This is a genomic window from Qipengyuania sp. NPDC077410, from assembly GCF_044543405.1.
Taxonomy (GTDB): Bacteria; Pseudomonadota; Alphaproteobacteria; order Sphingomonadales; family Sphingomonadaceae; genus Qipengyuania; species Qipengyuania pacifica.
This window is the reverse complement of record NZ_JBITWB010000001.1, coordinates 53,051-78,463: the sequence shown is the minus strand read 5'-3', so window position 1 is coordinate 78,463 and position 25,413 is coordinate 53,051. Positions and strand designations below refer to the sequence as shown.

General features: G+C 60.3%; 22 protein-coding genes. 11 read left to right on the top strand and 11 right to left on the bottom strand.

What is annotated here, in order from left to right; genetic code table 11:
* Positions 1-2 precede the first annotated feature (2 nt).
* Genes ACIGGE_RS00365 through ACIGGE_RS00355 form a run of 3 tightly spaced genes read left to right on the top strand, consistent with a single transcriptional unit; the run spans position 3 to position 3,190 of the window.
* Entirely contained in the window at positions 3-1,826 is a 1,824-nt protein-coding gene (locus ACIGGE_RS00365) for a DUF885 domain-containing protein (protein ID WP_397489070.1), read from the top strand.
* A 6-nt stretch (positions 1,827-1,832) separates the two neighbouring features.
* Entirely contained in the window at positions 1,833-2,993 is a 1,161-nt protein-coding gene (locus ACIGGE_RS00360) for a glycosyltransferase family 87 protein (protein ID WP_397489069.1), read from the top strand.
* 47 nt (positions 2,994-3,040) lie between these two features.
* On the top strand, positions 3,041-3,190 hold the full coding sequence (locus ACIGGE_RS00355; protein WP_173829935.1) for a hypothetical protein: 150 nt from the start codon (positions 3,041-3,043) through the stop codon (positions 3,188-3,190).
* 77 nt (positions 3,191-3,267) lie between these two features.
* Here ACIGGE_RS00355 and ACIGGE_RS00350 read toward each other — a convergent pair whose 3' ends face one another.
* Entirely contained in the window at positions 3,268-4,806 is a 1,539-nt protein-coding gene (locus ACIGGE_RS00350) for a sodium:alanine symporter family protein (protein ID WP_103022410.1), read from the bottom strand.
* 254 nt (positions 4,807-5,060) lie between these two features.
* Here ACIGGE_RS00350 and secE point away from each other — a divergent pair, with 254 nt between their 5' ends.
* On the top strand, positions 5,061-5,264 hold the full coding sequence (gene secE / locus ACIGGE_RS00345; RefSeq protein WP_103022411.1) for a preprotein translocase subunit SecE: 204 nt from the start codon (positions 5,061-5,063) through the stop codon (positions 5,262-5,264).
* A 30-nt stretch (positions 5,265-5,294) separates the two neighbouring features.
* The gene (gene nusG / locus ACIGGE_RS00340; protein ID WP_103022412.1) at positions 5,295-5,831 is read left to right on the top strand and encodes a transcription termination/antitermination protein NusG; all 537 of its coding nucleotides are present in this window, start codon (positions 5,295-5,297) and stop codon (positions 5,829-5,831) included.
* A gap of 93 nt (positions 5,832-5,924) precedes the next feature.
* Here nusG and ACIGGE_RS00335 read toward each other — a convergent pair whose 3' ends face one another.
* Entirely contained in the window at positions 5,925-6,203 is a 279-nt protein-coding gene (locus tag ACIGGE_RS00335; protein WP_272020516.1) for a metal-sensitive transcriptional regulator, read from the bottom strand.
* A 69-nt stretch (positions 6,204-6,272) separates the two neighbouring features.
* On the opposite strand from ACIGGE_RS00335, the gene ACIGGE_RS00330 reads away from it, so the two are divergent.
* Complete coding sequence (locus tag ACIGGE_RS00330; protein ID WP_397489068.1) at positions 6,273-8,009, top strand: copper resistance system multicopper oxidase; 1,737 nt, start codon at positions 6,273-6,275, stop codon at positions 8,007-8,009.
* Positions 8,006-8,932 carry a copper resistance protein B gene (locus ACIGGE_RS00325; protein WP_397489067.1) on the top strand — a complete coding sequence of 309 codons (927 nt, stop codon included), beginning with the start codon at positions 8,006-8,008 and terminating at the stop codon, positions 8,930-8,932. Before ACIGGE_RS00330 ends, ACIGGE_RS00325 begins: the two co-directional genes overlap by 4 nt.
* On the opposite strand, the gene ACIGGE_RS00320 is transcribed toward ACIGGE_RS00325, so the two are convergent.
* Positions 8,933-9,931 carry a retroviral-like aspartic protease family protein gene (locus tag ACIGGE_RS00320; RefSeq protein ID WP_397489066.1) on the bottom strand — a complete coding sequence of 333 codons (999 nt, stop codon included), beginning with the start codon at positions 9,929-9,931 and terminating at the stop codon, positions 8,933-8,935.
* 248 nt (positions 9,932-10,179) lie between these two features.
* Here ACIGGE_RS00320 and rplK point away from each other — a divergent pair, with 248 nt between their 5' ends.
* Positions 10,180-10,611, top strand: coding sequence for a 50S ribosomal protein L11 (gene rplK, locus ACIGGE_RS00315; protein WP_103022417.1), 432 nt, complete (start codon positions 10,180-10,182; stop codon positions 10,609-10,611).
* Between the two features lie 4 nt (positions 10,612-10,615).
* Positions 10,616-11,308, top strand: coding sequence for a 50S ribosomal protein L1 (gene rplA, locus ACIGGE_RS00310; RefSeq protein ID WP_397489065.1), 693 nt, complete (start codon positions 10,616-10,618; stop codon positions 11,306-11,308).
* Between the two features lie 83 nt (positions 11,309-11,391).
* On the opposite strand, the gene ACIGGE_RS00305 is transcribed toward rplA, so the two are convergent.
* From ACIGGE_RS00305 to ACIGGE_RS00285, 5 genes are all read right to left on the bottom strand, one after another.
* On the bottom strand, positions 11,392-12,102 hold the full coding sequence (locus ACIGGE_RS00305) for a GNAT family N-acetyltransferase (protein ID WP_397489064.1): 711 nt from the start codon (positions 12,100-12,102) through the stop codon (positions 11,392-11,394).
* A 212-nt stretch (positions 12,103-12,314) separates the two neighbouring features.
* Positions 12,315-13,283, bottom strand: coding sequence for a hypothetical protein (locus ACIGGE_RS00300; RefSeq protein ID WP_397489063.1), 969 nt, complete (start codon positions 13,281-13,283; stop codon positions 12,315-12,317).
* A gap of 51 nt (positions 13,284-13,334) precedes the next feature.
* Complete coding sequence (locus ACIGGE_RS00295) at positions 13,335-14,093, bottom strand: competence/damage-inducible protein A (RefSeq protein WP_397489062.1); 759 nt, start codon at positions 14,091-14,093, stop codon at positions 13,335-13,337.
* 32 nt (positions 14,094-14,125) lie between these two features.
* The gene (locus tag ACIGGE_RS00290) at positions 14,126-15,634 is read right to left on the bottom strand and encodes a flavin-containing monooxygenase (RefSeq protein WP_397489061.1); all 1,509 of its coding nucleotides are present in this window, start codon (positions 15,632-15,634) and stop codon (positions 14,126-14,128) included.
* Positions 15,635-15,773: 139 nt separating this feature from the next.
* Positions 15,774-16,079, bottom strand: a complete 306-nt coding sequence (locus ACIGGE_RS00285; RefSeq protein WP_196846826.1) for a hypothetical protein — start codon at positions 16,077-16,079, stop codon at positions 15,774-15,776.
* Between the two features lie 131 nt (positions 16,080-16,210).
* Between ACIGGE_RS00285 and ACIGGE_RS00280 the strand changes: the two genes are divergently transcribed.
* Positions 16,211-17,239: a LacI family DNA-binding transcriptional regulator gene (locus tag ACIGGE_RS00280; RefSeq protein WP_397489060.1), complete on the top strand. Its 1,029-nt coding sequence runs from the start codon at positions 16,211-16,213 to the stop codon at positions 17,237-17,239.
* A 28-nt stretch (positions 17,240-17,267) separates the two neighbouring features.
* Positions 17,268-20,594, top strand: coding sequence for an amidohydrolase family protein (locus ACIGGE_RS00275; protein ID WP_397489059.1), 3,327 nt, complete (start codon positions 17,268-17,270; stop codon positions 20,592-20,594).
* 42 nt (positions 20,595-20,636) lie between these two features.
* On the opposite strand, the gene ACIGGE_RS00270 is transcribed toward ACIGGE_RS00275, so the two are convergent.
* From ACIGGE_RS00270 to ACIGGE_RS00260, 3 genes are read right to left on the bottom strand one after another with little or no spacing between them, the layout of a single operon-like run.
* Positions 20,637-21,983, bottom strand: coding sequence for a methyl-accepting chemotaxis protein (locus tag ACIGGE_RS00270; protein WP_397489058.1), 1,347 nt, complete (start codon positions 21,981-21,983; stop codon positions 20,637-20,639).
* 56 nt (positions 21,984-22,039) lie between these two features.
* Positions 22,040-23,842, bottom strand: a complete 1,803-nt coding sequence (locus ACIGGE_RS00265; RefSeq protein ID WP_397489057.1) for a methyl-accepting chemotaxis protein — start codon at positions 23,840-23,842, stop codon at positions 22,040-22,042.
* Complete coding sequence (locus tag ACIGGE_RS00260; protein WP_234003034.1) at positions 23,839-25,338, bottom strand: bifunctional diguanylate cyclase/phosphodiesterase; 1,500 nt, start codon at positions 25,336-25,338, stop codon at positions 23,839-23,841. Before ACIGGE_RS00260 ends, ACIGGE_RS00265 begins: the two co-directional genes overlap by 4 nt.
* Positions 25,339-25,413: the final 75 nt, after the last annotated feature.

Sequence of the window (25,413 nt, the reverse complement as noted above, 5' to 3'; positions counted from 1 at the left end):
CGATGAAATACGTCAGCCATGCATTCGCTTCAGGTGCAGCTTTTGCGCTCGCGCTCTCGGCAGTTCCGTCCATCGCACAGGACCGGCAGGATGATGCTGCGGTTGCCGCCGAGGCTGGCGAACATGATAAACTGTTCGCGCTTTTCGCCGATGCGGACGAGCGCGAACTGAAGTTGAACCCTGTCGGCGCCCTGTTTCGTGGCGATATGCGGTATGCCGACCGGCTGGGCGATTACCTGACCGACGAATATCTCGCTGCGAGCAAGGCGGATAATGCGAAGAACATCGCCATGCTGGCAGAAATCGACCGCAGCAAGCTTTCGGCCACGGACCAGCTCGCTTATGACGTGTTCGCCTACAATCAGCAAAGAACGCTGGCAGGCTTCGCCCCGGAAATCCTGGCTGTCACACAGGTGCGCCCGATCAATCATTTTTCGGGTTTCCACACGTTCTATCCGAACTTTGCCAGTGGACAGAGCGCGGCTCCGTTCAAGACAGTTACGGATTACGAAAACAATCTCAAACGGCACAAGGACTATATCGCGATCACCGACCGGGCGTTCGACAGGTTTCGCGAGGGAATGGAAACCGGCGTTTTAGAAACGAAACTGACCATCGGCAATGTCGTCAGCCAGCTTGACACGCAACTGGCCATGCCGGTGGAAGAATCGCCCTTCTTCATGCCGGTGAAGAATTTCCCCGAAGATTTTTCAGATGAAGACAAGGCCCGGCTGACCGAGGAATACAGAGCCGGGACCGCTGAAATCTATGCAGTTCACGCTCGCCTTCGCGATTTCCTGCGGGACGAATATATGCCTGTCGCGCGCGACACGGTGGGCCTGTCGCAGATGAAGGGTGGAGCTGAACTCTATAGACAGCTTATCGAAGATACGACCACGCTGCCCCTGGAACCGGACTATCTGCACAATCTCGGTCTGACCGAAGTCGCGCGGATCAAGAACGGGATGGAAGAAATCAAGCGAGAGGTCGGTTTCGCAGGCACGCTCAACCAGTTTTTCGACTACGTTCGCACCGACGCGAAGTTCAAGCCGGAAAGCCGCGAGGCGCTGACGCAGACTTACTACGATATCGGCAAGCAGGTTGATGCGAAGATCGGCGACTATTTCTCGCTCGTTCCCAAGACACCGCTCGAGATCAAGCCATACGAAGAGTATCGTGAAAAGTTCGAAGCAGGCGGATCGTACAATTCCGGCGGCCCGGATGGATCGCGCCCGGGCACGTTCTATTTCAACGCCTATGATTTGCCGAGCCGCCTGACGACCGGCAATGTCACGCTGTATCTGCACGAAGGCGCGCCTGGCCACCATTTCCAGATCAGCCTTGCGCAGGAAAATACCGATCTGCCCGCCTTCATGCGGTTTGGCGGCAATACGGCCTATGTCGAAGGCTGGGCCCTGTATGCCGAAACACTGGGCTACCCGATGGGCTTTTTCGACGATCCGTGGAATCGCTATGGCACCCTGCAGGACGAGCAATTGCGCGCCATGCGGCTGGTCGTCGATACCGGCCTGCATGCGAAAGGCTGGACCCGGCAGCAGGCAATCGATTTCATGCTCGAGAACAGTGGCATGACCGAAACCGAGGTGGTGGCGGAAGTGGAGCGCTATATCGCGATCCCCAGCCAGGCGCTCGCCTACAAGGTCGGAGCGCTGAAAATTCAGGAACTGCGCAAGCGCGCGGAGGAACAGTTGGGTGACAAATTCGACATCCGCGATTTCCACGCCGAAGTGCTAGGCACTGGCAGCCTCCCCATGCCGGTACTGGAAGCGAAGATCGACCGCTGGATCGCAGCCAAAGCCGGATAGGCGAAAGTGGATTGGCTGCGCAAAGCCGAATGGCTCACGAGGGACCGGGTCCGCGGCTATTCGTGGTTGGTTGCGCTGGCGGGCCTTGCGCTGGTGGGTCACGCTTACCTTCAGGCAACGGGCCCTGTCGGCACGGATTTTCTGGCATTCTGGGGTGCAGGCCATGTGACGGCAGCAGGCGATCCGGCCGCGGCATACGATCTCGCGGTTCAGGAGCAAGTGCAGATTGACACCGGCAGCGATGGGTGGTTCGCGTTCGTTAATCCACCCCCGTTCCTTTTCGCGGCGGTGCCATTCGGGGCACTGCCGTTCCCGATCGCATGGATCGCCTGGGTCGCCGCGACATGGGGACTATGGGCATGGGCGAGCTTGCGGGCATTTCCTCGCCTGTGGCCGCTGGTAATCGCGTATCCCGGTGCAGTGATTGCGGCAACGCATGCGCAAACGGGACTGCTCACTGGCGCCCTGTTGGTTTTTGGCGCCCATGAACTGGGCAAACGTTCGGCATTGTCCGGAGCAGCGATCGGAGCGCTGGTGATCAAGCCGCATTTAGCGGTGCTTGCCCCGATCTGGTTCGCTGCCGGTGGGCGGTGGCGAGCATTCCTGTCGGCAGGGGTGGTGACACTGGCTTTGCTTGCCTCTTCCGTGCTGGTTTTCGGAAAGGGCATCCTTGGCGATTACGCCACAAGCTGGCGCGCGAGCGGGGCGCTGATGGAAGTTGTCGAGGCCGATTTCCTCCTGCGGATGGCGACGTTCTTCTCACAGGTACGGCTTTGGGCGGGGGATTTGCCCGCGAGCATTGCCGGGCTTGCATCTGGCGGCCTGGCTGTCGCCTCGGCGATATTCGCATGGCGGCGGTTCGATGGCGATGCCAGGGCAACGGGCGCGGTCGTGCTGGCGGCGACCGCTCTCGCGTCGCCTTATCTCTTCAACTACGATTTGCCATTTCTGGTCTTTCCCACGCTGTGGCTGGTCACTCAAGGTCTGGAACGAGGATTCCGGCCATTTGAAAAGCTTGCATTGGTCATCCTTTACTTCGCGCCCTTCGCCACACGGGCTCTGGCATTCCCGCTGGGTGTAAACCTGATGCCGCTCGCAGCGCTGGCGTTGCTGGCGCTGGTCTGGAGCCGCGGAAGCCGCCCACCGGGAACAAGCGTGCAACCCTAGGGTTTTTACTCATCAGGACGGTGGGAGAGATTTCATGGAGGTTTGCCATGTCAAGTTTGTCCTTCCACAGCAGTAGCCCGGATCGCTGGGCCAAGCCGAAACCCTATAGCGACAGCTCGCTGCGTTATCAGATGCACGGCAAGATCCTGCCCATGGAGGAGCCAGGTTTCCTGGCTCGCCTGTTCGGGCTGCGCTGAGGGTTCAGTCGTACCAAGGACGAGGGGCCGGAGGTCTGTTGACCCCCGGCCCCTTTTTCGTGCCAGTCTAATGACCGTCAGTATTCTTCCGGTTCTTCCGGCGTGTCTTCCGTATGGGTAGGCCCTGCGTCACGCTCGCCCTTGGCAAGCTTGAACACGACGCCGCTCAGCAATGCGAGAGCCAGCAGGTTGGGCAGGGCCATTGCCGCATTGGAGATATCGCCCAGACGCCAGACCAGCTGCGAAGGTTGGGTCGCCCCGACGAAAATGCCGATGCACCAGATTACCCGCCAGATGATGTGCAGGATCTTCTCGCCGCCCCGGGTGGAGCCCGGAATACGGTCGTAAAGGAAGGTAATCGCCCGCTCGCCGTAATAACTCCACGTCAGCAACGTGGTGAAGACGAACAGGATCAGCGCCACCGATGCCACCAGCGTGCCGAGCGGTATGCCCGCGATGAGCGTTGGAAACGCCGCGGCGAATGCCCCTGAGGTGGTAACGAAGCCGGACATCTGCGTCGTGCCGAGATCCGATTGCCAGACATGCTGCACTGCCTGCCCCTGATAAGTGAAATCGCCTTCCACCGTCAGGATCACGAGTGCGGTCATGGTGCAGATGACGATCGTGTCGATGAACGTGCCCAGCATCGCCATGCGGCCTTGCTGCTCGGGATCATTCGTCTGTGCGACAGCGTGCGCAATGGCCGTCGAACCTTGACCAGCTTCGTTGGAGAATAGGCCGCGAGCAACGCCAGCACGGATTGCGATAATGATCATCGCCCCGGCGAAACCGCCGCTTGCGCTCTGCATGTTGAATGCACCGCCGAAGATGCGGCCGAAGGTTTCGGGCAGGTCCTGGAAGTTCAGGATCAGCGCGATCAACGCCATCGCAATATAGGTTGCGGCCATGAAAGGCACGACCTTTTCTGCAACGTTGCCGATCGACTTGATGCCGCCGATAATGACGATGAAGACCAGAATGGCGACGATCAGACCGCCCATCCAGCGTTCGATCCCGAACAGTTCGTTGAGGCCACTGGCCACTTCGTTCGACTGGATCGAATTACCGGTTACCAAGGCGGAAAACAGCGTGCCGAGGCAGAACAGCACGGCGAGCCATGTCCATTTCTTGCCAAGACCCATCATGATGTAGGTCATCGGGCCGCCGCGCAGCACGCCGTCACTCGTCTTTTCGCGGTAGCGGATGGCAAGGCTGCCTTCCGCAAACCCCAGCGCCATGCCGAACAGGGCGGTAATCCACATCCAGAAGATCGCACCGGGTCCGCCGAGTGCGATGGCCGTCGCCACACCGGCAAGATTACCGGTTCCGACCTGGCCCGAAAGCGCCGTCGACAGGGCCGCAAATGGCGAGATTTCGCCCGCACCCGCGCTTTTCCTGCCTTTGAAAAGGCCGGCAAATGCGTTGCCGAGATTGCGAATGGGGTAGAATTTCAGTCCGACCATGATCCACAGGCCGATGCCGAGCAGTACGATCGTCATGGGTGGGAAGGGCAGTACCTCCGCACCGTTCCATGTGCCCACCCAGATAAAATCGGAAATGTTGGTGACCGGCTCGATCAGCCGCTCGCCCAGACTTGCCGTCTGGCCTGTTGCCATGTCGTAAATTCCCCTCATGCGTCCCGTTAACTGGAAAGCGGGCAGGCTAGTCGCGCTTGCCACGCTTGCAAAGGGGGGCTTTGAACTTCAGTCCCCGGCTTGCCTTTTTGCGCGCGGCAAACTAGACGCTGCACCGTCTTCCGACATTGGGATCGATAAAAGCCCCTCCCGGACTTGAACCGGGGCGGCGAGAGACCCTACCTGAAAGGGACGTGGCGGAAGGCGGCACGATTTTTACGCGAGAGACGTGAGCGATGGCAGACGAAAAGAAAACCAGCCCGGCGGAATTCCTCCGGCAGGTCCAGGCCGAAGGGCGCAAGGTCGTATGGCCGACGCGCGAGGAAACGGTACGCACGGCGATTTTCGTTTTCATCATGATGGTCATTCTCTCGGTCTTCTTCCTCGGCGTCGATTCGCTGTTCAGCGCCGTGGTGCGCTGGCTGCTGACAGTCGCCTGAGCAGTAATTCGACAGGGTAGTTAGGAACACATGGCACGCTGGTACATCATCCACGCTTATTCCGGATTCGAGAACAAGGTCCGCGATTCGATCATCGCCGAGGCCGAGCGTCTGGGCCTGTCGGAAGGCGTCGAAGAAGTTGAGGTTCCCACCGAGACCGTCACCGAAGTGAAGCGTGGCAAGAAGGTCCAGATTGAGCGTAAGTTCATGCCCGGCTACGTCCTGGCCAAGCTTAACATGACCGACGACATCTACCACCTCGTCAAGAACACGCCCAAGGTCACCGGTTTTCTTGGCAACAACAACAAGCCGCAGGCGATCTCCGAGAAGGAAGCCGCGCGCTATTTCGGCGGTGTGGAAGAAGCGAAGTCGGCACCCAAGAAGGACATCAGCGTCGATTACGAGATCGGCGATCAGGTCAAGGTTCTCGACGGACCTTTCGCCAGCTTCAACGGCCTTGTCGAGGAGCTCGATTTCGACAAGCAGAAGGTCAAGGTTTCGGTTTCGATCTTCGGTCGCGCAACGCCGGTCGAACTCGACTTCGAACAGGTCGAACTGGTCAAGTAAGACCGCTGACAAACGCGTTTGAAAGGCCCCGTCCGGATCTGCCGGGCGGGGCCTTTCCGTTTGCGCTGTCAGGTTCCGTGGTTGCCGCCGGAATTAACGTTTTGCCTTGGCGAACAGATCGATCAGTTCGCCGAATTTCTGTCGTTGCTCGTCCGCATCGCCAGATGCGATAGCTTCGGCCACACAGTGCGAGGCGTGATTCTTCAAAATTTCGTCCTCTGCGCGGGCCAGGGCGGACTTCACCGCTTGCAACTGATGCAGGATGTCGATGCAATAGCGATCGTCTTCCACCATCTGCGAAATCCCGCGCACTTGACCCTCTACCCTGCGAAGCCGGTCGACGATCCGGCGCTGTGCTGACTTTTCCGGCATGGGAATTCCTGCTTGTGTGATACCCCCTGGGGGTATAGATGCGCTGCAAGACGAGAGTTTGCAACGGTAATGAGCGCATTATTTACTACCCGCCGGGCGATCCTCAAGGGTGCAGTTGGTCTTGGCGGCCTTGCGGCAATTCCTGCGTGGGCCCGGGCGATGCCGCATGGACCAATCCGGCAAGGCTTTGACGAAGTATCCGGCAGAGTGATCGACCTTGCGGTCGGGCAGGGGGCAATCGAGGTTGGCGGGCGAAGTGGGCACGCTTTTGCTGTGAACGGCAGCGTGCCTGGCCCGCTGGTGCGTCTGAAGGAAGGCGAAGCCGTCACACTGCGCGTAGCCAATCATCTTGCGCAGGACACGTCCATACATTGGCATGGCCTGCTCCTTCCGTTTCAGTTCGACGGTGTGCCCGGGGTAAGCTTTCCGGGCATCAAGCCCGGCGAAACCTTTGTCTACGAACTGCCGGCGTTGCGCCAGTCGGGCACCTACTGGTGGCATAGCCATTCGAATCTCCAGGAACAGGCGGGCCATTACGGCCCAATCATCATCGATCCTGCGGGTCCCGATCCGGTGCAGGCTGCTCGCGACTATGTGCTGCTGTTAAGCGAGTTCAGCCCGCTTCACCCGCATACGATCATGGCAAAGCTCAAGAAGGGCGAGGAGTATTTCAACCGTCAGAAGACCAGCTGGACGGACGATTATCGCCTGAGCGGAAGCGATCGCAGGATGTGGGCGGGTATGCGAATGATGCCGACCGACATCGCCGATGTGACCGGATCGACCTACACTTATCTCATCAACGGCCACGCGCCCGAAGACAGCCTCGAATATCTTTTCAGTCCGGGCGAACGCGTTCGCCTGCGCATCATCAATGGCAGCGCGATGAGTTTCTTCAACATCCGCATTCCCGGGGTGCGGATGAGCGTGGTTCAGGCGGACGGGAAGAACGTGCGTCCGATAGAGGTGGACGAGTTTCAGATCGGAACGGCAGAGACTTATGACATCGTCGTCGAGCCGACGGCCGAAGCGCATACTATCGTTGCTGAGGCAATGGATCGGTCAGGCATGGCTGTCGCCACGCTCGCATCGCGGGCTGGCGCGCGGGCACCGGTGCCATCGCTGCGCGATCCGGTTCTGTTGACCATGACGGACATGGGTCACGGCGGGATGGACCATTCGGGTGGCGATCATTCGAACATGGGCCATGCCCCATCGGCCGGGGGGATGGACCATGGCTCGATGAAAATGCGCGATACATCCAGCCTGCCGCCGAATGTGGCTGTCGGCCCTGGGATCGACATGGTCAGCGCAAATCCTGCCGACCGGATGGGCGACCCGGGTCTCGGGCTCGACAAGGTGGGACACAAGGTGCTGACGTACCGCGATCTCACCGCGCGGGAACCCAACGACGATCCGCGCAAACCCAGTCGCCACATGCAAATCCATCTCACTGGCAACATGGAGCGATATATGTGGTCGTTCGATGGACGGAAGTTCAACGCCGTCGCCGACCAGCCCATTCGTTTTGGCTATAATGAGCGGGTCCGTGTGAAGCTGGTGAATGACACGATGATGGCCCACCCCATCCATCTGCACGGCCATTTTTTCGAGCTGGTCAATGGCGCTGATCGCATGCACCAGCCGCAAAAGCACGCGGTGATCGTGCAACCCGGCGGTAGCGCGACATTCGATCTCACTGCTGACGAGCCGGGGGACTGGGCGTTTCACTGCCATTTGCTCTATCACATGCATGCCGGCATGTTTCAGGTAGTTACGGTTGCTTCGCCGGATGGCGAGGCATGAGATACGCGCTTATCCTTGCGCTCGCCTGCGCCAATGTCGGCACTGCAGCTTTCGCCCAGCACGAAGGGCATTCCGACCATTCCGAACCTAAACATGTGCAGCCGGTAGATCGTGAGCAAGTGGACCATTCCGAAATGGACCATGGCCACCAGCATTCGCAAAACACGGCCGAGCCGAAAATGCTGGCGCGGCCCCCTGATTCGGCTGGCAGTGGACCTCCGCGAGCCGCAGATGCGATCTGGGGAGCGGACGCAATGCAAGATAGCCGCGCAGCGCTCGCCCGCGAGCATGGTAGCATGCAGCTACTGTGGGTACAGGGCGACCGGCTGGAATTGCGGACACGCGAGGGGCGAGACGGATTTCTGTGGGACCTGCAGGGCTGGTATGGCGGCGACATCGACAAAATATGGGTCAAAAGCGAAGGGGAGGGTGAATGGGGCCGCCCGCTGGAACAGGCCGAAGTCCAGACGCTCTGGTCGCACGCCATTGGCCCCTGGTTCGATTTTCAGGCAGGCGTCCGGCAGGATCTGAATAGTCCAGCGCGAACTCACGCAGTGATCGGCGTGCAAGGGCTAGCACCATATCTCTTTGAATTGGACGCTGCAGCCTTCGTTTCGAACAAAGGGGACGTAACGGCGAGAATCGAGGCGGAACTCGACCAGCGTATTACACAGCGACTAATTCTGCAGCCTCGCACAGAATTGGCGCTGTCGGCGCAGGACATTCCCGAACTGGGTGTGGGAGCCGGCATCGATCATATCGAAACTGGCCTTCGTCTGCGCTATGAATTCGTCCCGGAATTCGCGCCTTATGTCGGTGTCGAACAGGAATGGAAGGTGGGCAGGGGCGCCGATTTCTCGCGTGCGGCTGGCCGGGATGTATCGGTCACCAGTGTTGTGTTCGGACTTCGCTTCTGGTTCTGACTAGCGGGCGCAGGCGCTTTCCTCGGTCGTGCTGATCCGTGTTGCCCGCGCAGATCGAAGAATGGTGCTGGTCTGACGGCATTTACGCAATTGAAAGCGGACCTTCCTGTCCTTGAAGTCGAGCGACACGCGGCGGAAGCTCTCCATCAGATCCATACCGAGCAGCAGTGCGGGCTTCTTTTCGAGACCGAAGACGGCGAACGGAGGGATGTCGGCGAATGCGATCGGCACATTCTGCAGAGTGATGGGGCCGAGCTTCAAAGTCGGAATGACTGCGAATTCGATTTCGATTTCTTGGCCTGTTACACCGAACACCTTGATGGTGGCGAACGCCTTTTTGCGCTTGCGCAATAGCTTGTCCCGCAAGGCAAGATTACCGATCGTGACCTCTGAACCCGTGTCGACGACCGCTTCGACTTTCTGACGACCGGCCGTGACCTGCGTAAGAATGAGCTGGCCGCGCCGAAGCCGGCCTGTCACGACGATTACTCCGTCCCTGATCTCACCCAAATCGACCTTGTCATCCACCGTGATGGTTCGCTCTTCCAGGTCGATCATCAGGCGCTGGTTAACGAGGGCGTCCAGGCCGACCATGCCATCGCCGCCCATTGCCCGTTCGTCGAGTATCGGCACTTCCAGCCCGGTGGTAACCGTAGGCCCCAACTGCAGTTCGTCTATAACCACCCGATCGACGAAGCTGCTACCCGTTACACTGTGCAACAAGGCGCGATCGGTTGCTGGAAGAGCCAGCTTGCCAGCCAGGGCCGATCCTATCGCAGAACTGTCGGCACCGCTGTCGACGACGAACTCGTAAGGGCCTTCGCCGTTGATCTTTACCTCGACAGTCATACGGTTGCGCAGCTTGCTTGCCGCAATTTCCTCGCCGCGGATCTCGAGCGCTTCGTCGATGACGGCCGTGGGAGGTTTTGGGAGACTGCCGGAAGGCGCTGCCGAATTCTGCGCAAACCCAGGCGAAGCTGCGCACACAAGGGCAGCCATTATCGCTGAGTTGGCAGATCGTTTCATCCCAGTTCACACTATACTGGCGAAATGTGGCACGCGATGGGCTTTCGACAAAGGCCGGACGCGAAACGACTGCTTGCATTGAGATGCGAAGACGCTATGTGCGCGCCTTCCCAAGTCATCTTCGGGAATCGTGCGGGAGGCTTGCAACAGCAGGCCGCTGACCGCTTACCATGAGCCTCGGTTCGAAAGTGCCGGGGCGACAGTGAGAAAGGAGGCCAGTTATGGCCAAGAAGATCGACGGCTATATCAAGCTGCAGGTGCCTGCGGGCACCGCCAATCCCTCGCCGCCCATCGGCCCTGCGCTGGGTCAGCGCGGCGTGAACATCATGGAATTCTGCAAGGCGTTCAACGCGGCGACCGACAGCCTTGAAAAGGGCATGCCGATCCCGACGACGATCACCGTCTATGCGGACCGTTCGTTCACCTTCGTCACCAAGAGCCCGCCGGCCAGCTTCCTCATCAAGAAGGCCGCCAAGCTCAAGTCGGGCTCGAAAGAGCCGGGCAAGGTTTCGGCCGGATCGATCAAGCGTTCGGCGCTGAGCGAAATCGCCGAACAGAAAATGGCCGACCTGAACGCGAACGACATCGAACAGGCTACCAAGATCATCGAAGGCAGCGCGCGTTCGATGGGCCTCGACGTGGTGGAGGGCTAAGATCATGGCAAAGCAGACCAAGAAGCAGCAGATCGTCGCCAAGCTCGACGCTGAAAAGCTCTATAGCGTTGACGAAGCTCTCGCCACGCTGCGTGAACACAAGGCAAAGTTCGACGAAACCGTCGAAGTCGCGATGAACCTCGGTGTCGATCCGCGCCACGCCGACCAGATGGTCCGCGGCATGGTTTCGCTTCCGAGCGGTACCGGCAAGGACGTCAAGGTTGCCGTGTTCGCCAAGGGCGACAATGCAGAGAAGGCCCTGGCCGCAGGTGCGGACAAGGTCGGTGCCGAAGATCTCATGGAAGACATGCAGAACGGCAATCTCGACTACGATCGCGTGATCGCAACGCCCGACATGATGGGCGTCGTCGGCCGCCTCGGTAAGGTGCTGGGCCCCAAGGGCCTGATGCCGAACCCGAAGCTGGGTACGGTTACGCCGAACGTGGAGCAGGCCGTTAAGGACGCCAAGGGCGGCCAGGTCGAATTCCGCGTCGAGAAGCAGGGCATCATCCACTCCGGCATCGGCAAGCTGTCGTTCAAGGATGAGGACCTGAAGACGAACTTCAAGGCTCTGACCGAAGCGATCGTGAAGGCGAAGCCTTCTGGCGCCAAGGGTAAGTATGTCCGCAAGGTAACGCTGACCTCGTCGATGGGTCCTGGCCTCAAGGTCGACCTTGAGGAAATCGAAGGCGCGTAATTCCCGCGCTGACGGATCGCCGATCAAGGTCGGCGGAGACAGATCAGAAAGGGCCGGCGGGTGCGAACCTTCCGGCCCTTTTCTTATGTGCGTAGAGCGCGGCGCAGGAGGTGCTCGGCCCCGGTTCGCGCTGCCAGTGATCGCGCATTTCCCACCGCCGCGTCGAAGGCCTTGAGGCTCGACAGCAGTGCACGGTTGGCCAAGGTAGGGCGCAACAGAAGAAAGCTTGCGCAGGGTGCGCTGCGAGTGCCGAACAGGCGCTTGTGTGCCCCCTCTCCTTCCGTGAAGTCGAAATAGCGGTAGCGTTGCTCTGCAAACAGCCTCTCGAGTGCTGCCATTTGCAACACAGTTCCGGGCGAAAGGTTGGCGTGGGCCGGATCGTAGCCGAGATAGGCATAGACCAGAGTTTCGCCGATCACCGGTAGATAGAGATAGGCAACTGGCTCGCCATTCAGGAAGAGCAGAAAGGCGCGGACGCGATCTTGCCAGGCGAGCTCGCGCATTTCGGCGCGGGCTATTTCGCTTTCGGGCAACCCTGCGTCGAGCAGGCGTGCCTGATAGGTGATCCGGGATAGCGGAACGGCATGGTGGACGAACTCGTCCATTTCCTCAGGTCGGGAATAGAGGCGCAGGTCGAGCGATCCGCCGCTTTCGTTTTCCATCTTGCGTCGTTTGCGCCGCAAGGTCGATCGGGTCTTTCCGGAAAAGCGCGCCAGGTAATCATCGTAACTACCGGTCATGTCGATGTAATGGCGCTCGTAATCTTCCCGCCCACCCATGAGAAATCCCGGCATAGCATCGCGCAGTTTTGCTTCAGCTGCCGGCGGCGCCGAGAGAATCCGGAACCCATCAGCATGAGTAATGGATGGGATCGTAGGAATCCTGCCTACAAGCACATCCGCAAGCGAAAAGGCAACTGGGACGACATTGCGTCCGACTGTAATCAGGCGACGCGAACCGATGGCATAGGAAATTCGGTGCGGTGCAGCCTGCGGCTGCGAACCAGTCACGAGGCCCCGTAGATAGCGTTCGATACAAGTTGTTCGGCAACGCGCGCGGCACTGCGAAGTTCGCTTTGCGGCAAACAGGCCGCGCCTGTCGTTTCGCCGATACGTGGCGGCTTGCTGGCGAAGGTGGCTCCTTTGGCGCCGGGCGTTTCGGCAATGGTTCGACAGAACCTCTCGAACCGTGCGCGAATGATGGCGTTGGCGCGCTTGCGTTTGCGGCACATCAGTTCGAAGCTGTGGCACACGATGTTGAAGAGGGGATAGTCCTTGCGCAGGCAGTGGTTGAGCGCGGCTGCCATCTCCCAATGCGAAAGGGCGGTAATCTGCGCATGACGCCTGCCGCGGAAGCTTCGAATGGCTCCGACGGGCACCTCGATGGTGCCTTCATGTTCGACTACGCGCTGGTCGGTTTCCCTTAGCGAGATGCGGCATTCGGACCGGCTGATCCCCGGGACATGACTGCTGTCATAGCGGATGCCCACGCGTGCCAGCGCGCGAAGGGTGGCATCGTTAGCGCCGTAATTGCCTGCTCGAAATGCGGTGGGTGCGGGCGCCCCGGCTCGCATGAGGTGGTCGCGCGCGATTTCGAGCAGTTCGACCTGCTCTTCTTCGGTAAACTGATGCATGTTGCGGCCCGTCCGGCCGGGCAGGGGATTGGCGTCTCCTGCGATTTTCAACCATTCGGGATGCAGGTGGAGTTGGATTTCGTGACCGCGCTTCAGGATCGGCTCGACTACGGCTGCGATGGCTGACGTGCCCCAGACAAGTGCCGGCATTGGATCGACGAAGAAGATTCCCTTCATCCCGTACTCTTCCATCACGTCCATCTGGTAACCGACGCCCACGTCGCCGAAGTCCGTCACGCAGGTAATCGAGCGTTCGAAGACTTCCTGGCGCGCATGCAGGCCCAGGCGCGTGGCAAGTCGCGCGGAGTATTCGGTATCGATCGTCATGTAGACTGCAGTCATTCTCGATACCTACAACAGGGGAGTTAACAGTTACTCCAGATCCGGATGTTCTTAAATTCCGCCTGGGGTAAAATCAAACCCCGCCATCGCGAGGCCATCGCAGAGACTGTCGACGCAGCTTTTCAGTTCTTGTGCGCTGGTCGAACGAACCACGAAATTGGCACCCACACGCCCATCGCGGAAGAAAGGATAGCTGCCGATCTGGCAATGTTCATGCGCCTTCTCGACCTGCCGGAGGATGTCTGCGACTTCGCTTTCCGGTGTCCAGCACCCCACCGTTTCCGAGAGGAGCGGGGCGCCGCCTTCCAGCGTTCCGGTGAGTGCATCGAGCATGCCTGCCGTGATGTGCGGGACGCCCGCCATGAGGTGGACATTGCCGATCTTGATGCCGGGCGCCCCCGACATCCGGTTCGGGATCAGGTCCGCTCCTTCGGGCACGCGCGCCATGCGCAGCCGCGCATCCGTCAAGCCGCCGGGCTTGTCGGCATAGTACTTTTCCAGGATCGCGCGTGCCTGCGGATGGACGACCACGTTCACACCCAGTGCCTGGGCCACGGCATCGACGGTAATATCGTCATGGGTGGGACCGATGCCGCCCGTGGTGAACAGGTAATCGTTGCCTCCGCGCAGCGCGTTCACCGCTTCGACGATCCGTTCCATCACATCCGGCACGACGCGCACTTCGGCGAGCCTGATGCCCTGGACCTGAAGCCAGCTTGCGATCTGAGCGATATTCTTGTCGTGCGTTCGGCCCGACAGGATTTCGTCACCGATGATGACAAGTCCTGCGGTAAAGATGCGTTCGGTCATGGGAAGGGCGTAACGCGGTCGGCGGGCGAATGCTACTCTGCAGCTTCCAGTTGCTGATCGGCAAATTTCGCATTCGCCCCGTGACGACGGAATTGGAGCAACCCGTCATCGACCGGGTCCTGCTTCATACGCTTGCGGTCCAGCACATATTCCTGATTGAGGCGCCAGGGATAGGCCACTGCGTTCCGCGGCATGATATGCTTGCTGCGCTGGATGTAGCCCGATGAGAAATCGAAAATATCGTCTTCCTCGATCGCGGCTTCCGCTTGCGGCGTGAGTATCGGTTCGGCCACGTCGACACCCTGTTTGCGCGTTTCGTTCAGAACACGGCAGATGAAATCCGAATTGATGTCAGCACGCAGCGTCCAGCTGGCGTTGAGATAGCCGAAGACCACTGCAAGGTTCGGCACGTTCGAGAACATGCAGCCCTTGTAGTAGAAGTGCTGGGCGAGATCGATCGGCTGACCTTCTTTCGAAAGCGCGATCTTGCCCGCGACAGCCAGTTTCAACCCTGTCGCCGTAACGACGATGTCGGCGGGTAGGAAGCGATCGTCCTTCAGGCGCACGCCTCCCTTTTCGAAAGCCTTGATGTGGCCCGTCACAACTTCGGCTTTCCCGTTCTTCATGGCCTGGAACAGATCGTCGTCCGGAACGAGGCAAAGCCGCTGGTCCCACGGATTGTAGGGCGGGGTGAACGGCGCCAGATCGTAATCCTCGCCCATGGATTTGCGGATGCGCTTGTGCAGCCCTTCCTTCACCTTCTCCGGCTTGTTGCGCGCCATCTTGAAGGCGAAATCCTGCATCGTGATGTTTTTCCACCGGGTCAGCCGGTAAGCCAGTTTCTCGGGCAGGATCTTGCGCAGGAAATTCGCGAGGGCATCCTTTGCCGGACGGCTGAACATCCAGGTCGGGGTGCGCTGAAGCATGGTGACCTTCGCCGCCTTGTCCGCCATCGATGGAACGATCGTGACGGCAGTCGCGCCCGAGCCCACGACGACGACCTCCTTATTCGAATAATCGAGATCATCCGGCCAGAACTGGGGGTGGAGAACCTGCCCTTCGAACCCGCCCAGATCGAACCCCGGATCGTAAGGTTCGTCGTAATCGTAATAGCCCGAGCCGAGATACAGCCAGTTGGCGGTCAGATGCTTGCGCTCGCCTTCACCGGTTTCCAGCGTGACATGCCAGCGTGCATCGCTTTCGCGCCAGTCGGCGGCAAGGACCTTGTGTTCCAACCGGATATGGTCACGGATTTTACGCTCATCCACGATCCGTTCGAGATATTCGAGAATCGAGGGACCGTCCGCGATCGATTTTTCATGGCGCCACGGTTCGAAATCGAAGCCAAGCGTGTGCATGTCGCTGTCGGAGCGGATGCCGGGATACCGAAAGAGGTCCCAGGTCCCGCCGAGACTTTCGCGGCGTTCCACGATGACGAAACTGTGGTCAGGCGCCTTCTCTTTCATATGCGCAGCCATACCGATGCCAGAAATGCCCGCACCGACGATCAAAACATCGAAATCGGTCGCCGTGTTCTTCATGTCACTCTCCCAAGTGTGGAAGAGCCTAACCCAGACTTCGCTTCAGCGCCAGCCTCGGTTGCAGTGAGAAACCTAAATGCTTCCCGGTCGCCCACGCGGATGTGCCGGGACGATGCGAGAACATTGGGACGCCAGAGGTCTATTCTTCGCCCTGATCCATTTCGCGGATGATATGTTCGAGCACGCTGGGATGCAGCGGCTGCTCGAATTCCGCGCCGACGACATGACCCTTGCGCCATTTCACGTCAGCCGGGATCGGCCCGACGTTCCCGACTTTGACGAGGATTCCGGCTTCCGTCTGAAGAACCGAGAACTTGTCGAAAAACCGGCAACCGTATTCGGAGATGTCCTTGATCCAGACATCGCGCGCGCCGCCTTGCCGCGCACGATAGCGCCCTGCAACAGTGACGGTATGCCGCGTTTCTCTACGATACTCCTTGGACATTTCCGATTCTCGTAGTGACCCTTTTTTTCCACGATAGCGACGGCAGAAGTATTTAGACAAGAAATGCTTCGCTATCGCTTTCGTGAAGCGGCTGCGTTAGGGCATCGATCATAGGGGAGAGCCGGTTAACAATGAATAATAACGACAAACCCCCTTTACGTAGAGTGACATCGATCGATGTTGCCGAGCGGGCCGGGGTCAGCCAATCGACCGTGAGCCGTGCCTTGTCGGGCAGCGAGACGATCACCGAAGCGACCCGCCGCCGTGTCGAACTGGCGGCCGAGCAATTGGGATATCATGTCAACGCGCGCGCTGCCGGTCTGAGGCGCGGGGAAACCGGAACGATCGCCATCGTAGTGATCGGGCGCGAAGGGCAGGGGCCGGCGGCAATCAATCCATTCTACTACAGCCTGCTGGGCAGTACCTGTGCCGCCGCAGCGGAGCGAGGGTACGAGGCGCTGGTATCGTTCCAGGCGCGAGCGGAGGAATTCTTCGGCCATTATGTGGCCCGCAGGCAGGCCGACGGCGTGGTGGTCATCGGGACCGCGACCAACGAGGCGGCATGGGATTATTTCCGCACCTGCGCCGAGCAATCGAAAGGCATGGCCTTTTGGGGATCACCTTTCGACGACAGCGTCTGGGTACGTTCCGACAATCGGGAAGCCGGGCGCCTGGCGGTCGAGCGGCTGGCGCGTAGCGGGTCGGAGCGGATCGTTTTCGTCGGCGATACGGCGTCATCGCAGCGTCAGTTCCGGGAACGATACGAAGGGTATCGCGACGCCATGGAGCAGGCTGGCCTGTCGCCGGTCGAGCCGGTCATCAGCGACGGCGAGGATCGCGTGTCCCAAGGACGCAACGCGATCAGGCAGATGGCTGACAGCGGCGCAGGGTTCGACGGGCTCTTTTTCGCCTGCGATGCCATGGCGCTCGGTGCGCTGGAGGAACTGGCCTCGCTCGGGATCGCAGTGCCCGATCAGGTCGGCGTGATCGGATTCGACGGACTTGGATCCGGCGAATTCAGCGCTCCCCCGCTCACCACCGTACAACCCGATTTCGCTCAGGCCGGCATGACGCTGGTCGATACGGCTCTCGCATCCGGGGAAGATCGCCCCGAACGACGTGTCAAGGTTCACCTCGTCGAACGCGCCAGTGTGCGTTGATCGTCGCATTCGCTTTCAGGGGAATATCATGAAGACAAGTATTGCTTCCGTTCTTGCCGTCCTATTCGCGGGACAGGCTGCGTATGCCCAGGATTCCGAACCGAGCCCCAATCCCGTCGAGGAGCAGGAGGTCGAGGCGTCTTCGCAGGATGGCCCCGCAGAAGGCAGCGGCCAGACAGTCCAGGCGGCCGCGGCGACGGCCAACCCTGCAGCCGAGCGCACGGATGAAGCGAAGTGGGACGTCACTGCGCCACGCGGCGCCAATATCCGCCAGGTGCCGATACGTACCGACGAGGGTACGTGGATGGATGTCGATGTGTCCCCCGATGGCCGAATACTGGCGTTCGCACTGCTGGGCGACATCTACACCATGCCGATCACGGGCGGAACGCCAACCCGTGTGGCGGAAGGTCTGGCATGGGAAGTGCAGCCGCGGTTTTCACCCGATGGCCGCCGCATCGCCTTCACCTCCGACAGGGGCGGCGGCGACAACATCTGGATCATGAATGTCGATGGTTCGGACAAACGCCAGCTGACCAAGGAGGATTTCCGCCTCATCAATCAGGCAAGCTGGTCGCCCGACGGCAATTACATCGTCGCCAAGAAGCATTTCACCACCCAGCGTTCGCTCGGCACAGGCGAGATCTGGATCTACCATGTTTCGGGTGGGGGCGGTGTCCAGCTGGTGAAGCGGGCGAGCGACACGTTGCAAAAGGAACTGGGCGAGCCCGTCTATTCGCCCAATGGCGATGCGGTGTATTATTCGCGCAACGTCACATCCGGGCCGATTTTCGAATATGCGCAGGATTCCACGCAGGGAACCTTCGCCATCGAGCGCTACGACCTGGCAACCGGCGAAGTGACGACAGCCGTCAGCGGATATGGCGGCGCGGTTCGCCCGCAGCCTTCGCCCGATGGCAAGAACATCGCCTTTATCCGCCGGGACAAGGACAAGACCGAGCTCTGGGTCAAGGATCTGGCGAGCGGTCAGCAGCGCATGATCTATGGCGACCTCGACATGGACATGCAGGAAACCTGGGCCGTGCATGGCTTCTATCCCTTGATGGACTGGATGCCGGACGGCAATTCCATCGTGCTGTGGGCAGGCGGCAAGTTACAGCGCGTCGCCGCCGATGGCAGCGGCGCCAGTGTCATTCCCTTTAGCATCGACGATACGCGCGGCGTTGCCGATGCACCCCACCCGGTAATCCCGGTTTCGCCCGACAGCTTTACGGCCAAGATCCCGCGGTTCACGAGCGTATCGCCCGACGGACGAACAGTGGTGTTCGAAAGCCTGGGCAAGCTGTATTCGAAGCCGGTGGCGGGCGGAACGGCGCGGCGAGTGACGTCCGCCGATGACGGTGCACTTGAACTGTGGCCGTCATGGTCCCGCGACGGGCGGCGGCTCACATATGTGCGCTGGACCGATGCGGGCCTCGGGCAAATCATGACCGCCAATGCCAATGGATCCAATGCGCGCGTGGTCACCAGCATGCAGGGCCACTATGCGCAGCCCAGCTTTTCGCCGGATGGCAGCACGATCGTTTTCGAAAAACGTTCGGGAGGCTATTTGACCTCGCCAGAGTTTTCGGAGAATGCCGGGGTTTACCGCGTCAGCGCGAGCGGCGGCGTACCGGAACTGATCGCGCGGGATACGACCAATCCCCAGTTCGGTGCCCAGAACGACAGAGTGTTCATGCTTGGCAGGCAGGACGGCAAGCTCCAGCTTCTGTCTGCCGATCTCGATGGCGATGCGAGGCAGGTCCATGCCGAAGGCGAACTGGCGACCGAATATCACGTCAGTCCGCGCGGCGATTTCGTAGCTTTCCGGGAGAATTACGAGGCATTCGCCATGCCGCTGCTGCCGGGCGGACAGGCGGTCACGGTCGGCGAAGAAGCAAGCTCTCTACCGGTCGTGCGGGCATCCAAAGGCGGAGCGGATTATATCGGGTGGACCGAAGGCGGCGATATGCTGACCTGGTCGATGGGACCCGTTCTCTATCGCGCCAGCCTGGCATCGATGTTCGCCAGCGCACCGAAGGACAAGGACGCACCGAAGTTCGTGCCGCCGACCACTGGCACGTCGCTGGAGCGTACGGTCAGCGCGGACAAGCCGCGCGCAACCGTGGCGATCACTGGTGCGAAGATCCTCACGATGACGGGCGACGGTGCGGGCGAGATTGCCGATGGCACCATCGTCATCGTCGGCGACAGGATTGCCGCGGTAGGTCCAGCCTCGTCCGTCGAGATACCGCAGGGCGCGACGATGATCGACGCTGCGGGCAAGACCATCATGCCGGGGCTGGTGGATGCCCATGCGCATGGGCCGCAAGGTGTGGGCGACCTGGTGCCGCAGCAGAACTGGTCGCTCGTCCAGAACCTGGCGATGGGTACGACCACGATCCACGATCCGTCTTCCAGCGCCAGCATGATCTTCTCCGCCTCGGAGCGGCAGCAGGCGGGCAACATGCTGGCACCGCGTATCTTTTCGACTGCGGAAGTCGTGTACGGGGCCAAGGCCCCCGGCGTTTATGCCCGCATCGACAGTTACGAGGATGCGCTGGCACACATCCAGCGGATCAAGGCGCAGGGCGGTATTTCGATCAAGAACTACAATCAGCCGCGGCGTGAACAGCGCCAGCAGGTCGTCGCCGCCGCCCGTGCGGAAAACATGCTGGTGGTGGCAGAGGGCGGTTCGCTGTTCGGCATGGACATGAACCTCATCGCCGATGGCAATTCGACCATCGAACATAATGTCCCGGGCGAAGTCTTTTACGAAGACGTGCTGCAGTATTGGGCCGGATCGCAGTCCAATTACACGCCGACACTGGTCGTCACCTATGGCGGGCTGGCGGCCGACCCCTACTGGCGTCAGGCGACCGATGTGTTCGACAATCCCCTGATGGTCCACACCCCGCCGCGGCAGCTGATTGCGGAAACCGCGCGCAGGGTCACGGCCCCCGAATGGGCCTTCGTCGACGACGAGGCGGCGCGCGAAGCCAAAAAGCTGGCGCAGCGCGGGGTGAAGGTGAGCATCGGGGCCCATGGCCAGCAGGCCGGTGTCGGCTCGCACTGGGAGCTGTGGAGCTTCGTGCGTGGCGGCATGACACCCGTCGAATCGCTACGCGCAGGGACGATCGAATCCGCACGATCGCTGGGCATGGACCGCGATATCGGAAGCCTCGAGGCAGGCAAGCTGGCCGACCTGATCGTACTCGATGCCGATCCGAGCGAGAACATTCGCAATTCGGACAAGATCGAGCGCGTGATGATCGGCGGGCGGCTGTACGATGCCCGGACCATGAACGAGGTCGAGACGGGCGACGCGCGGCGCCTGCCGTATTGGTGGGAGTGAGATATCAGGGGCGGCGCGCAGCTAGCTACGCGCCGCTCTGCTTCAGGCTGCGCGGATCTGGCCGAGAAACGAGTCGACGCGGCTCTTGAGAGCGCCAGCCTGCTCTTCCAGCTCGCTTGCGGAATTGAGAACCTGGCTCGCGGCGGTTCCGGTCGCAAGGCTGGTCTCGCGGACCTGTCCGATGTGAGACGAAACCTCGTCGGTCGAACGTGCGGCAAGATCGATGCTGCGTGCCAGGTCCTGGCCTGCCACGGATTGCTGATCGACGGCACTGGCGATCGAGATGGCGGTCGATTCCAGTTCCTTGATCTGCCCGGCGATCGAACGCAGGGCGCCGACACTTGCTCCGGTGGATTGCTGCATGGCACGGATCTGCTCGGCGACTTCCTCGGTCGCGCGGCTCGTCTGGGCGGCCAGTTCTTTCACTTCGCTGGCAACGACCGCGAAGCCGCGGCCGGCCTCCCCGCCGCGTGCAGCCTCGATCGAGGCATTCAGCGCGAGAAGGTTTGTCCGCTGCGCGATCGACTGGATAAGCTCGACGATCTTTCCGACTTGTTCAGCCGAAGAGGCGAGAGCTGAAATGGTTTCGTCCGCACCGTTGGCAGTATCGGTCGCTCGCCGTGCAAGGTCGGCGGAATGTGAGGCCTGGCGGCTTATTTCGCCAATCGACATGGCAAATTCGTCGGACGCGGCAGCGGCAGCAGTGGCGCCGTTGTTGGCCTGCTCCATAAGCGAGGTGACCAGTTGCGATTTACTCGAGGCTTGTTCCGCCGATGTGGCCATGCCCGATGCGGTAGCATTGAGCTGGCTGGCGGCGGCGGCGACACCGCCTACAACGTCACCGATGCCATTTTCGAATTCCTTGGCCATGTGCATCAGTTCTTGCTTGCGCGCTTCCGCGTTTGCCTTGCGGCCGGCAAAGAGTTCGTCGAGTTTGTGACCAGACCTGAGAAAGACCGCGAACGTGCGGGCAAGATCGCCAATCTCGTCCGGGCGATGGGTATTGGATACGGTGAAATCGCGATCGCCGTTCGCGAGGCGGGACATGTCCGCGGAGATTTGCAGATAAGGTTCGATGACATGCCTGAGCACGAACCGGACGCTGGCAATTCCACTGACGAATGCCGCACTTAATATAGCGATCATGAGTATCTGTGCGGTTGCCGCAAAGGACGGCACGTAAAATCCAGCCAAGGCGAGGGCGGTGATTACCGTCATGCCGCCGAGCGAGAAGGTCGCTGCAAGCTTCGCCTTATTTGCAAGCGGCTGTTCCATCAGCCAGCGGCTCCATCCACGCATTGCGCGGACGTCCGCGGCGTTCACGATCTCGACATCTGCGATTTCGCGCGCGAGTTCCTCGTCGTAGATCAGCGAACTATGAGCATTCATCCCGGCATCCCCCTCAACGTCACGTAAACTGTACGGGGCGAATGCTTGAAATCGCGTTAAGCCGCTTTCACGTGCAGGAGGAAGTCGGCTGCCTGCGATTTCAAGGTACGCGCCTGAGCCTCGAGTTCCGTGGAGGAATTAAATACCTGACTCGCAGCAGCGCCGGTCGCCAAACTCGTCTCGCGTACATGGTCGATATTCGACGCAACTTCATCGGTCGAGCGAGCCGCAAGATCGATGCTGCGTGCCAGATCCTGACCGGCAAACGACTGCTGATCCACAGCGCTGGCGATTGAAACGGAAGTTGTTTCGAGTTCCTTGATCTGACCTGCGATCGAACGCAGCGCGCTGACGCTGGCCCCGGTCGAATCTTGCATCAAGCGGATCTGGCTGGCGACTTCCTCTGTCGCTTTGCTCGTCTGAGCCGCCAGTTCCTTAACTTCGCTGGCAACGACCGCGAAGCCCCGGCCCGCTTCGCCGCCCCTGGCAGCTTCGATCGATGCATTGAGGGCCAAGAGGTTGGTGCGCTTCGCGATCGACTGGATAAGTTCGACGATCTGCCCGACCTGGTCTGCGGATACGGCAAGCGCGGAGATCGTCTCGTCGGCTCCATTTGCTGCGTTTGCCGCATTGCGGGCAAGTTCTGCAGAATGGGCAGCCTGGCGACTGATTTCCCCGATGGACATGGCGAACTCGTCGGACGCGGCAGCCGCTGCGGTAACGCCGCCGGATGCCTGCATCATAGAATCCGACACAATAGCTGCCTTCGAAGTCGTCTGTTCTGCGGTGGTTGCCATCGACCCCGCAGTTGTCTGTAACTGAGCGGCTGCAGCGGCAACACCGTTGACGACTTCGCCGACGGTGGCTTCGAAACGCTGTGCAAGGCGTACAAGCTCTTGCCCGTGCTCACGGCGCGATGCTTCTCGCTCCTGAGCAAACTCTTCGATCTGGCGCGACGTATGAAGAAATACCTCGAGCGCCCGCGCGAGTTCGCCGATCTCGTCCTTTCGGTGCGTTGCGGGAATATGCATGTCTTTTTCGCCTTCGGCCAAGCGGCCGGCAACGTCGGTCATCTGGCGAAGGGTGCCCGAAACGTCGCGCGCGAGAACGCGATGACTGATCCAGGCGACTACGCTTCCCACGACTGCGGCCAAGAGGAGCCCGACCAGCAACCACGTTATCATGGCGCGCGCTTCTGCGTCGGCAATATTGCCGATACGTTCGATCTCTTCGCGAGACATAACGGCCAGATCGACGATCTTCTGGCCCTCGGCGTCAATTGCATCAGCGAAGGCATGTCGGCTAGCGTCCGAGAAGCGCAGGCTCTGCGCCCCAGTGATCCGAACCCGCAGTCGTTCAAGCATCGCGCCCTGTTGCCGCAATTTCGGCAGAACCGTGGGAGCGTGACTGACGGCTCGATCTTCGAAAAGTTCGACGTCGCGATCAGCGCGGTCGAGCGATCGCAGGGCCGAGGTCAGATCGTCCCGGTCACCGGAAATGGCGTAGCGCTGGACGAAGAGCCGTCCTTCGTTGGTGTCGGCCACGAGCCGCTCAGCCGCGATGGCCGCCGAAGACAACGCCATGCGTTCGATGCGGGCACTGATTGCGAAGTACGCGCAGACCAGCACCACAAGTAGGGTAGCCAGAACTATGCCGGCGTTGATGAACGAAATGGCTCGCAGCTTCTCCCCTACCGATTGCCGGTTGAGCCATGCAGCAACGCCACCTGCCCTTTCATGATCGGATCTTTCTGAGATGTTCGGGGGCACGCCAACTGTCGCAATTTCAGGCACGTGCTCTTCGGGCCGAACGCTGCGTTCGGCCACAAAGCCATTTGCCATATCCTGAAGCGCACTCATGCGACTTTGCTTTCCCTGTCATTCGTCTTGAGCGGAAGGCCGATTGGCTTGCCCAGATGTTGCGTGATTTCCTCTGACGGCATCGCTTTGAAATAGAGCCACCCCTGGATCTGGTCGCACCCGGCGGCACGGACCATATCGGCCTGCTCTTCGGTCTCGACCCCCTCGGCGGTGACCCCCATCTTCATGGCGCGAGCTACCGTTATACTGGACAGCATCATCGCGCGGCTGCCATCGTCCTGACCTGCCTGAACGACCAGGCTGCGATCGAGTTTAAGCTTTTCGAACCGGAACTGACGCAGGAAGCCGAACGATGCATAGCCGGTTCCGAAATCGTCGAGCGCTATGCGCACCCCAAAGCCCCGTATGACTGCCAGGCTGCGCTCTGCGACAACCGGATCCAGAACCAGGCACGTTTCCGTGATTTCGAGTTCCAACCTTCCAGCAGGAAAACCGGTTTCTTCGAGAATGTGGCCAAGTTGAATTGGGAATTCGGGATTGCGTAGCTGTGCTGCCGAAATATTGACCGACAGCGAGATGCCATCCCATTCGAGCGCGTCGCAACATGCCTGCCGCAGCACCCAAAGGCCGATCGAATTGATCAGACCGCTTTCTTCCGCAACGGGAATGAAGACATTCGGCCCGATGCGTTTGCCGTCCGGCCTGTCCCAGCGCATCAGGCATTCGGCGGACACGATCATGCGCGTCGTGCTATCCACCAGCGGTTGATAGTGAAGCCGGAATTCCTTGTTGACGAGCGCGCTACGTAACTCGTCGTCCATTTCCTTGAGCTGTTCACGGCTCTGGTCGAACGCCGGGTTGAACCACGTACAACGCATCTTGCCGCCGCGTTTGGAGGCATACATTGCGATATCCGCGCGGCGTAGCAGTTCCGACGACGTGGCATCATCCTGCGGAGCGCGGCGGGCCAGCCCGATACTGGCGCCGATCGTCAGACGCCTGTCTTCGACGTGGATCGGCTTGGCGAGCCGTTCGATGATCCGGCGGCTCAAGCCTTCCAGCAAGGTGCCGGCGACTGCCCCCCCGATCATCATGGCGTATTCGTCACCGCCCAAGCGGTAGACGCGAGCTTCGCCATCGCTGATCTGCTTGAAGATTTCCGCGCACTGCCGGAGGGCGGCATCGCCGACGAAATGCCCGTAGTGATCGTTGGTCAGCTTGAAGCCGTCGAGGTCTATCATCGCCAGCGCGACTTCGTGTCCCTGGCGGATTTCATCCTGAATATCGCTATGCAGCGCACGCCTGTTGGGCAGCTGGGTGAGGCTGTCACTTCGTGCAAGTTGATCGATAGCGCGCAACTGGCGAAGACCGAAACAGGTGCTGAGCGCTGTCGTTGCAGCAAACAGAACGGTACCGACGCCAAGGACGGCATAGGGCGAAGTGAAGCCGTAAAGCCGGTTGGCAACAGCAACCGCCCAAGTCAGGACGAATATGCTGGCTAGCGCCGCAATCGGACCGAAGATGACGGTCCGCAAGCCTGCTCTATGGACAGAAGTTTGCGAACCCGCAGTCATTTTCCGCTATGCGCCCCACGTTTGCGACCTTTTCGA

Coding starts and splice junctions, on each gene's coding strand:
- nusG (WP_103022412.1), top strand. CDS start 5,295: ATGGCACGCTGGTACATCATCCACGCTTATTCCGGATTCGAGAACAAG.
- ACIGGE_RS00280 (WP_397489060.1), top strand. CDS start 16,211: ATGAATAATAACGACAAACCCCCTTTACGTAGAGTGACATCGATCGAT.
- ACIGGE_RS00285 (WP_196846826.1), bottom strand. CDS start 16,079: ATGTCCAAGGAGTATCGTAGAGAAACGCGGCATACCGTCACTGTTGCA.
- rplA (WP_397489065.1), top strand. CDS start 10,616: ATGGCAAAGCAGACCAAGAAGCAGCAGATCGTCGCCAAGCTCGACGCT.
- ACIGGE_RS00300 (WP_397489063.1), bottom strand. CDS start 13,283: ATGACTGCAGTCTACATGACGATCGATACCGAATACTCCGCGCGACTT.
- ACIGGE_RS00330 (WP_397489068.1), top strand. CDS start 6,273: ATGAGCGCATTATTTACTACCCGCCGGGCGATCCTCAAGGGTGCAGTT.
- ACIGGE_RS00305 (WP_397489064.1), bottom strand. CDS start 12,102: ATGCCGGGATTTCTCATGGGTGGGCGGGAAGATTACGAGCGCCATTAC.
- ACIGGE_RS00355 (WP_173829935.1), top strand. CDS start 3,041: ATGTCAAGTTTGTCCTTCCACAGCAGTAGCCCGGATCGCTGGGCCAAG.
- ACIGGE_RS00335 (WP_272020516.1), bottom strand. CDS start 6,203: ATGCCGGAAAAGTCAGCACAGCGCCGGATCGTCGACCGGCTTCGCAGG.
- ACIGGE_RS00295 (WP_397489062.1), bottom strand. CDS start 14,093: ATGACCGAACGCATCTTTACCGCAGGACTTGTCATCATCGGTGACGAA.
- ACIGGE_RS00325 (WP_397489067.1), top strand. CDS start 8,006: ATGAGATACGCGCTTATCCTTGCGCTCGCCTGCGCCAATGTCGGCACT.
- ACIGGE_RS00290 (WP_397489061.1), bottom strand. CDS start 15,634: ATGAAGAACACGGCGACCGATTTCGATGTTTTGATCGTCGGTGCGGGC.
- ACIGGE_RS00275 (WP_397489059.1), top strand. CDS start 17,268: ATGAAGACAAGTATTGCTTCCGTTCTTGCCGTCCTATTCGCGGGACAG.
- ACIGGE_RS00350 (WP_103022410.1), bottom strand. CDS start 4,806: ATGGCAACAGGCCAGACGGCAAGTCTGGGCGAGCGGCTGATCGAGCCG.
- ACIGGE_RS00270 (WP_397489058.1), bottom strand. CDS start 21,983: ATGAATGCTCATAGTTCGCTGATCTACGACGAGGAACTCGCGCGCGAA.
- rplK (WP_103022417.1), top strand. CDS start 10,180: ATGGCCAAGAAGATCGACGGCTATATCAAGCTGCAGGTGCCTGCGGGC.
- ACIGGE_RS00365 (WP_397489070.1), top strand. CDS start 3: ATGAAATACGTCAGCCATGCATTCGCTTCAGGTGCAGCTTTTGCGCTC.
- ACIGGE_RS00265 (WP_397489057.1), bottom strand. CDS start 23,842: ATGAGTGCGCTTCAGGATATGGCAAATGGCTTTGTGGCCGAACGCAGC.
- ACIGGE_RS00320 (WP_397489066.1), bottom strand. CDS start 9,931: ATGGCTGCCCTTGTGTGCGCAGCTTCGCCTGGGTTTGCGCAGAATTCG.
- secE (WP_103022411.1), top strand. CDS start 5,061: ATGGCAGACGAAAAGAAAACCAGCCCGGCGGAATTCCTCCGGCAGGTC.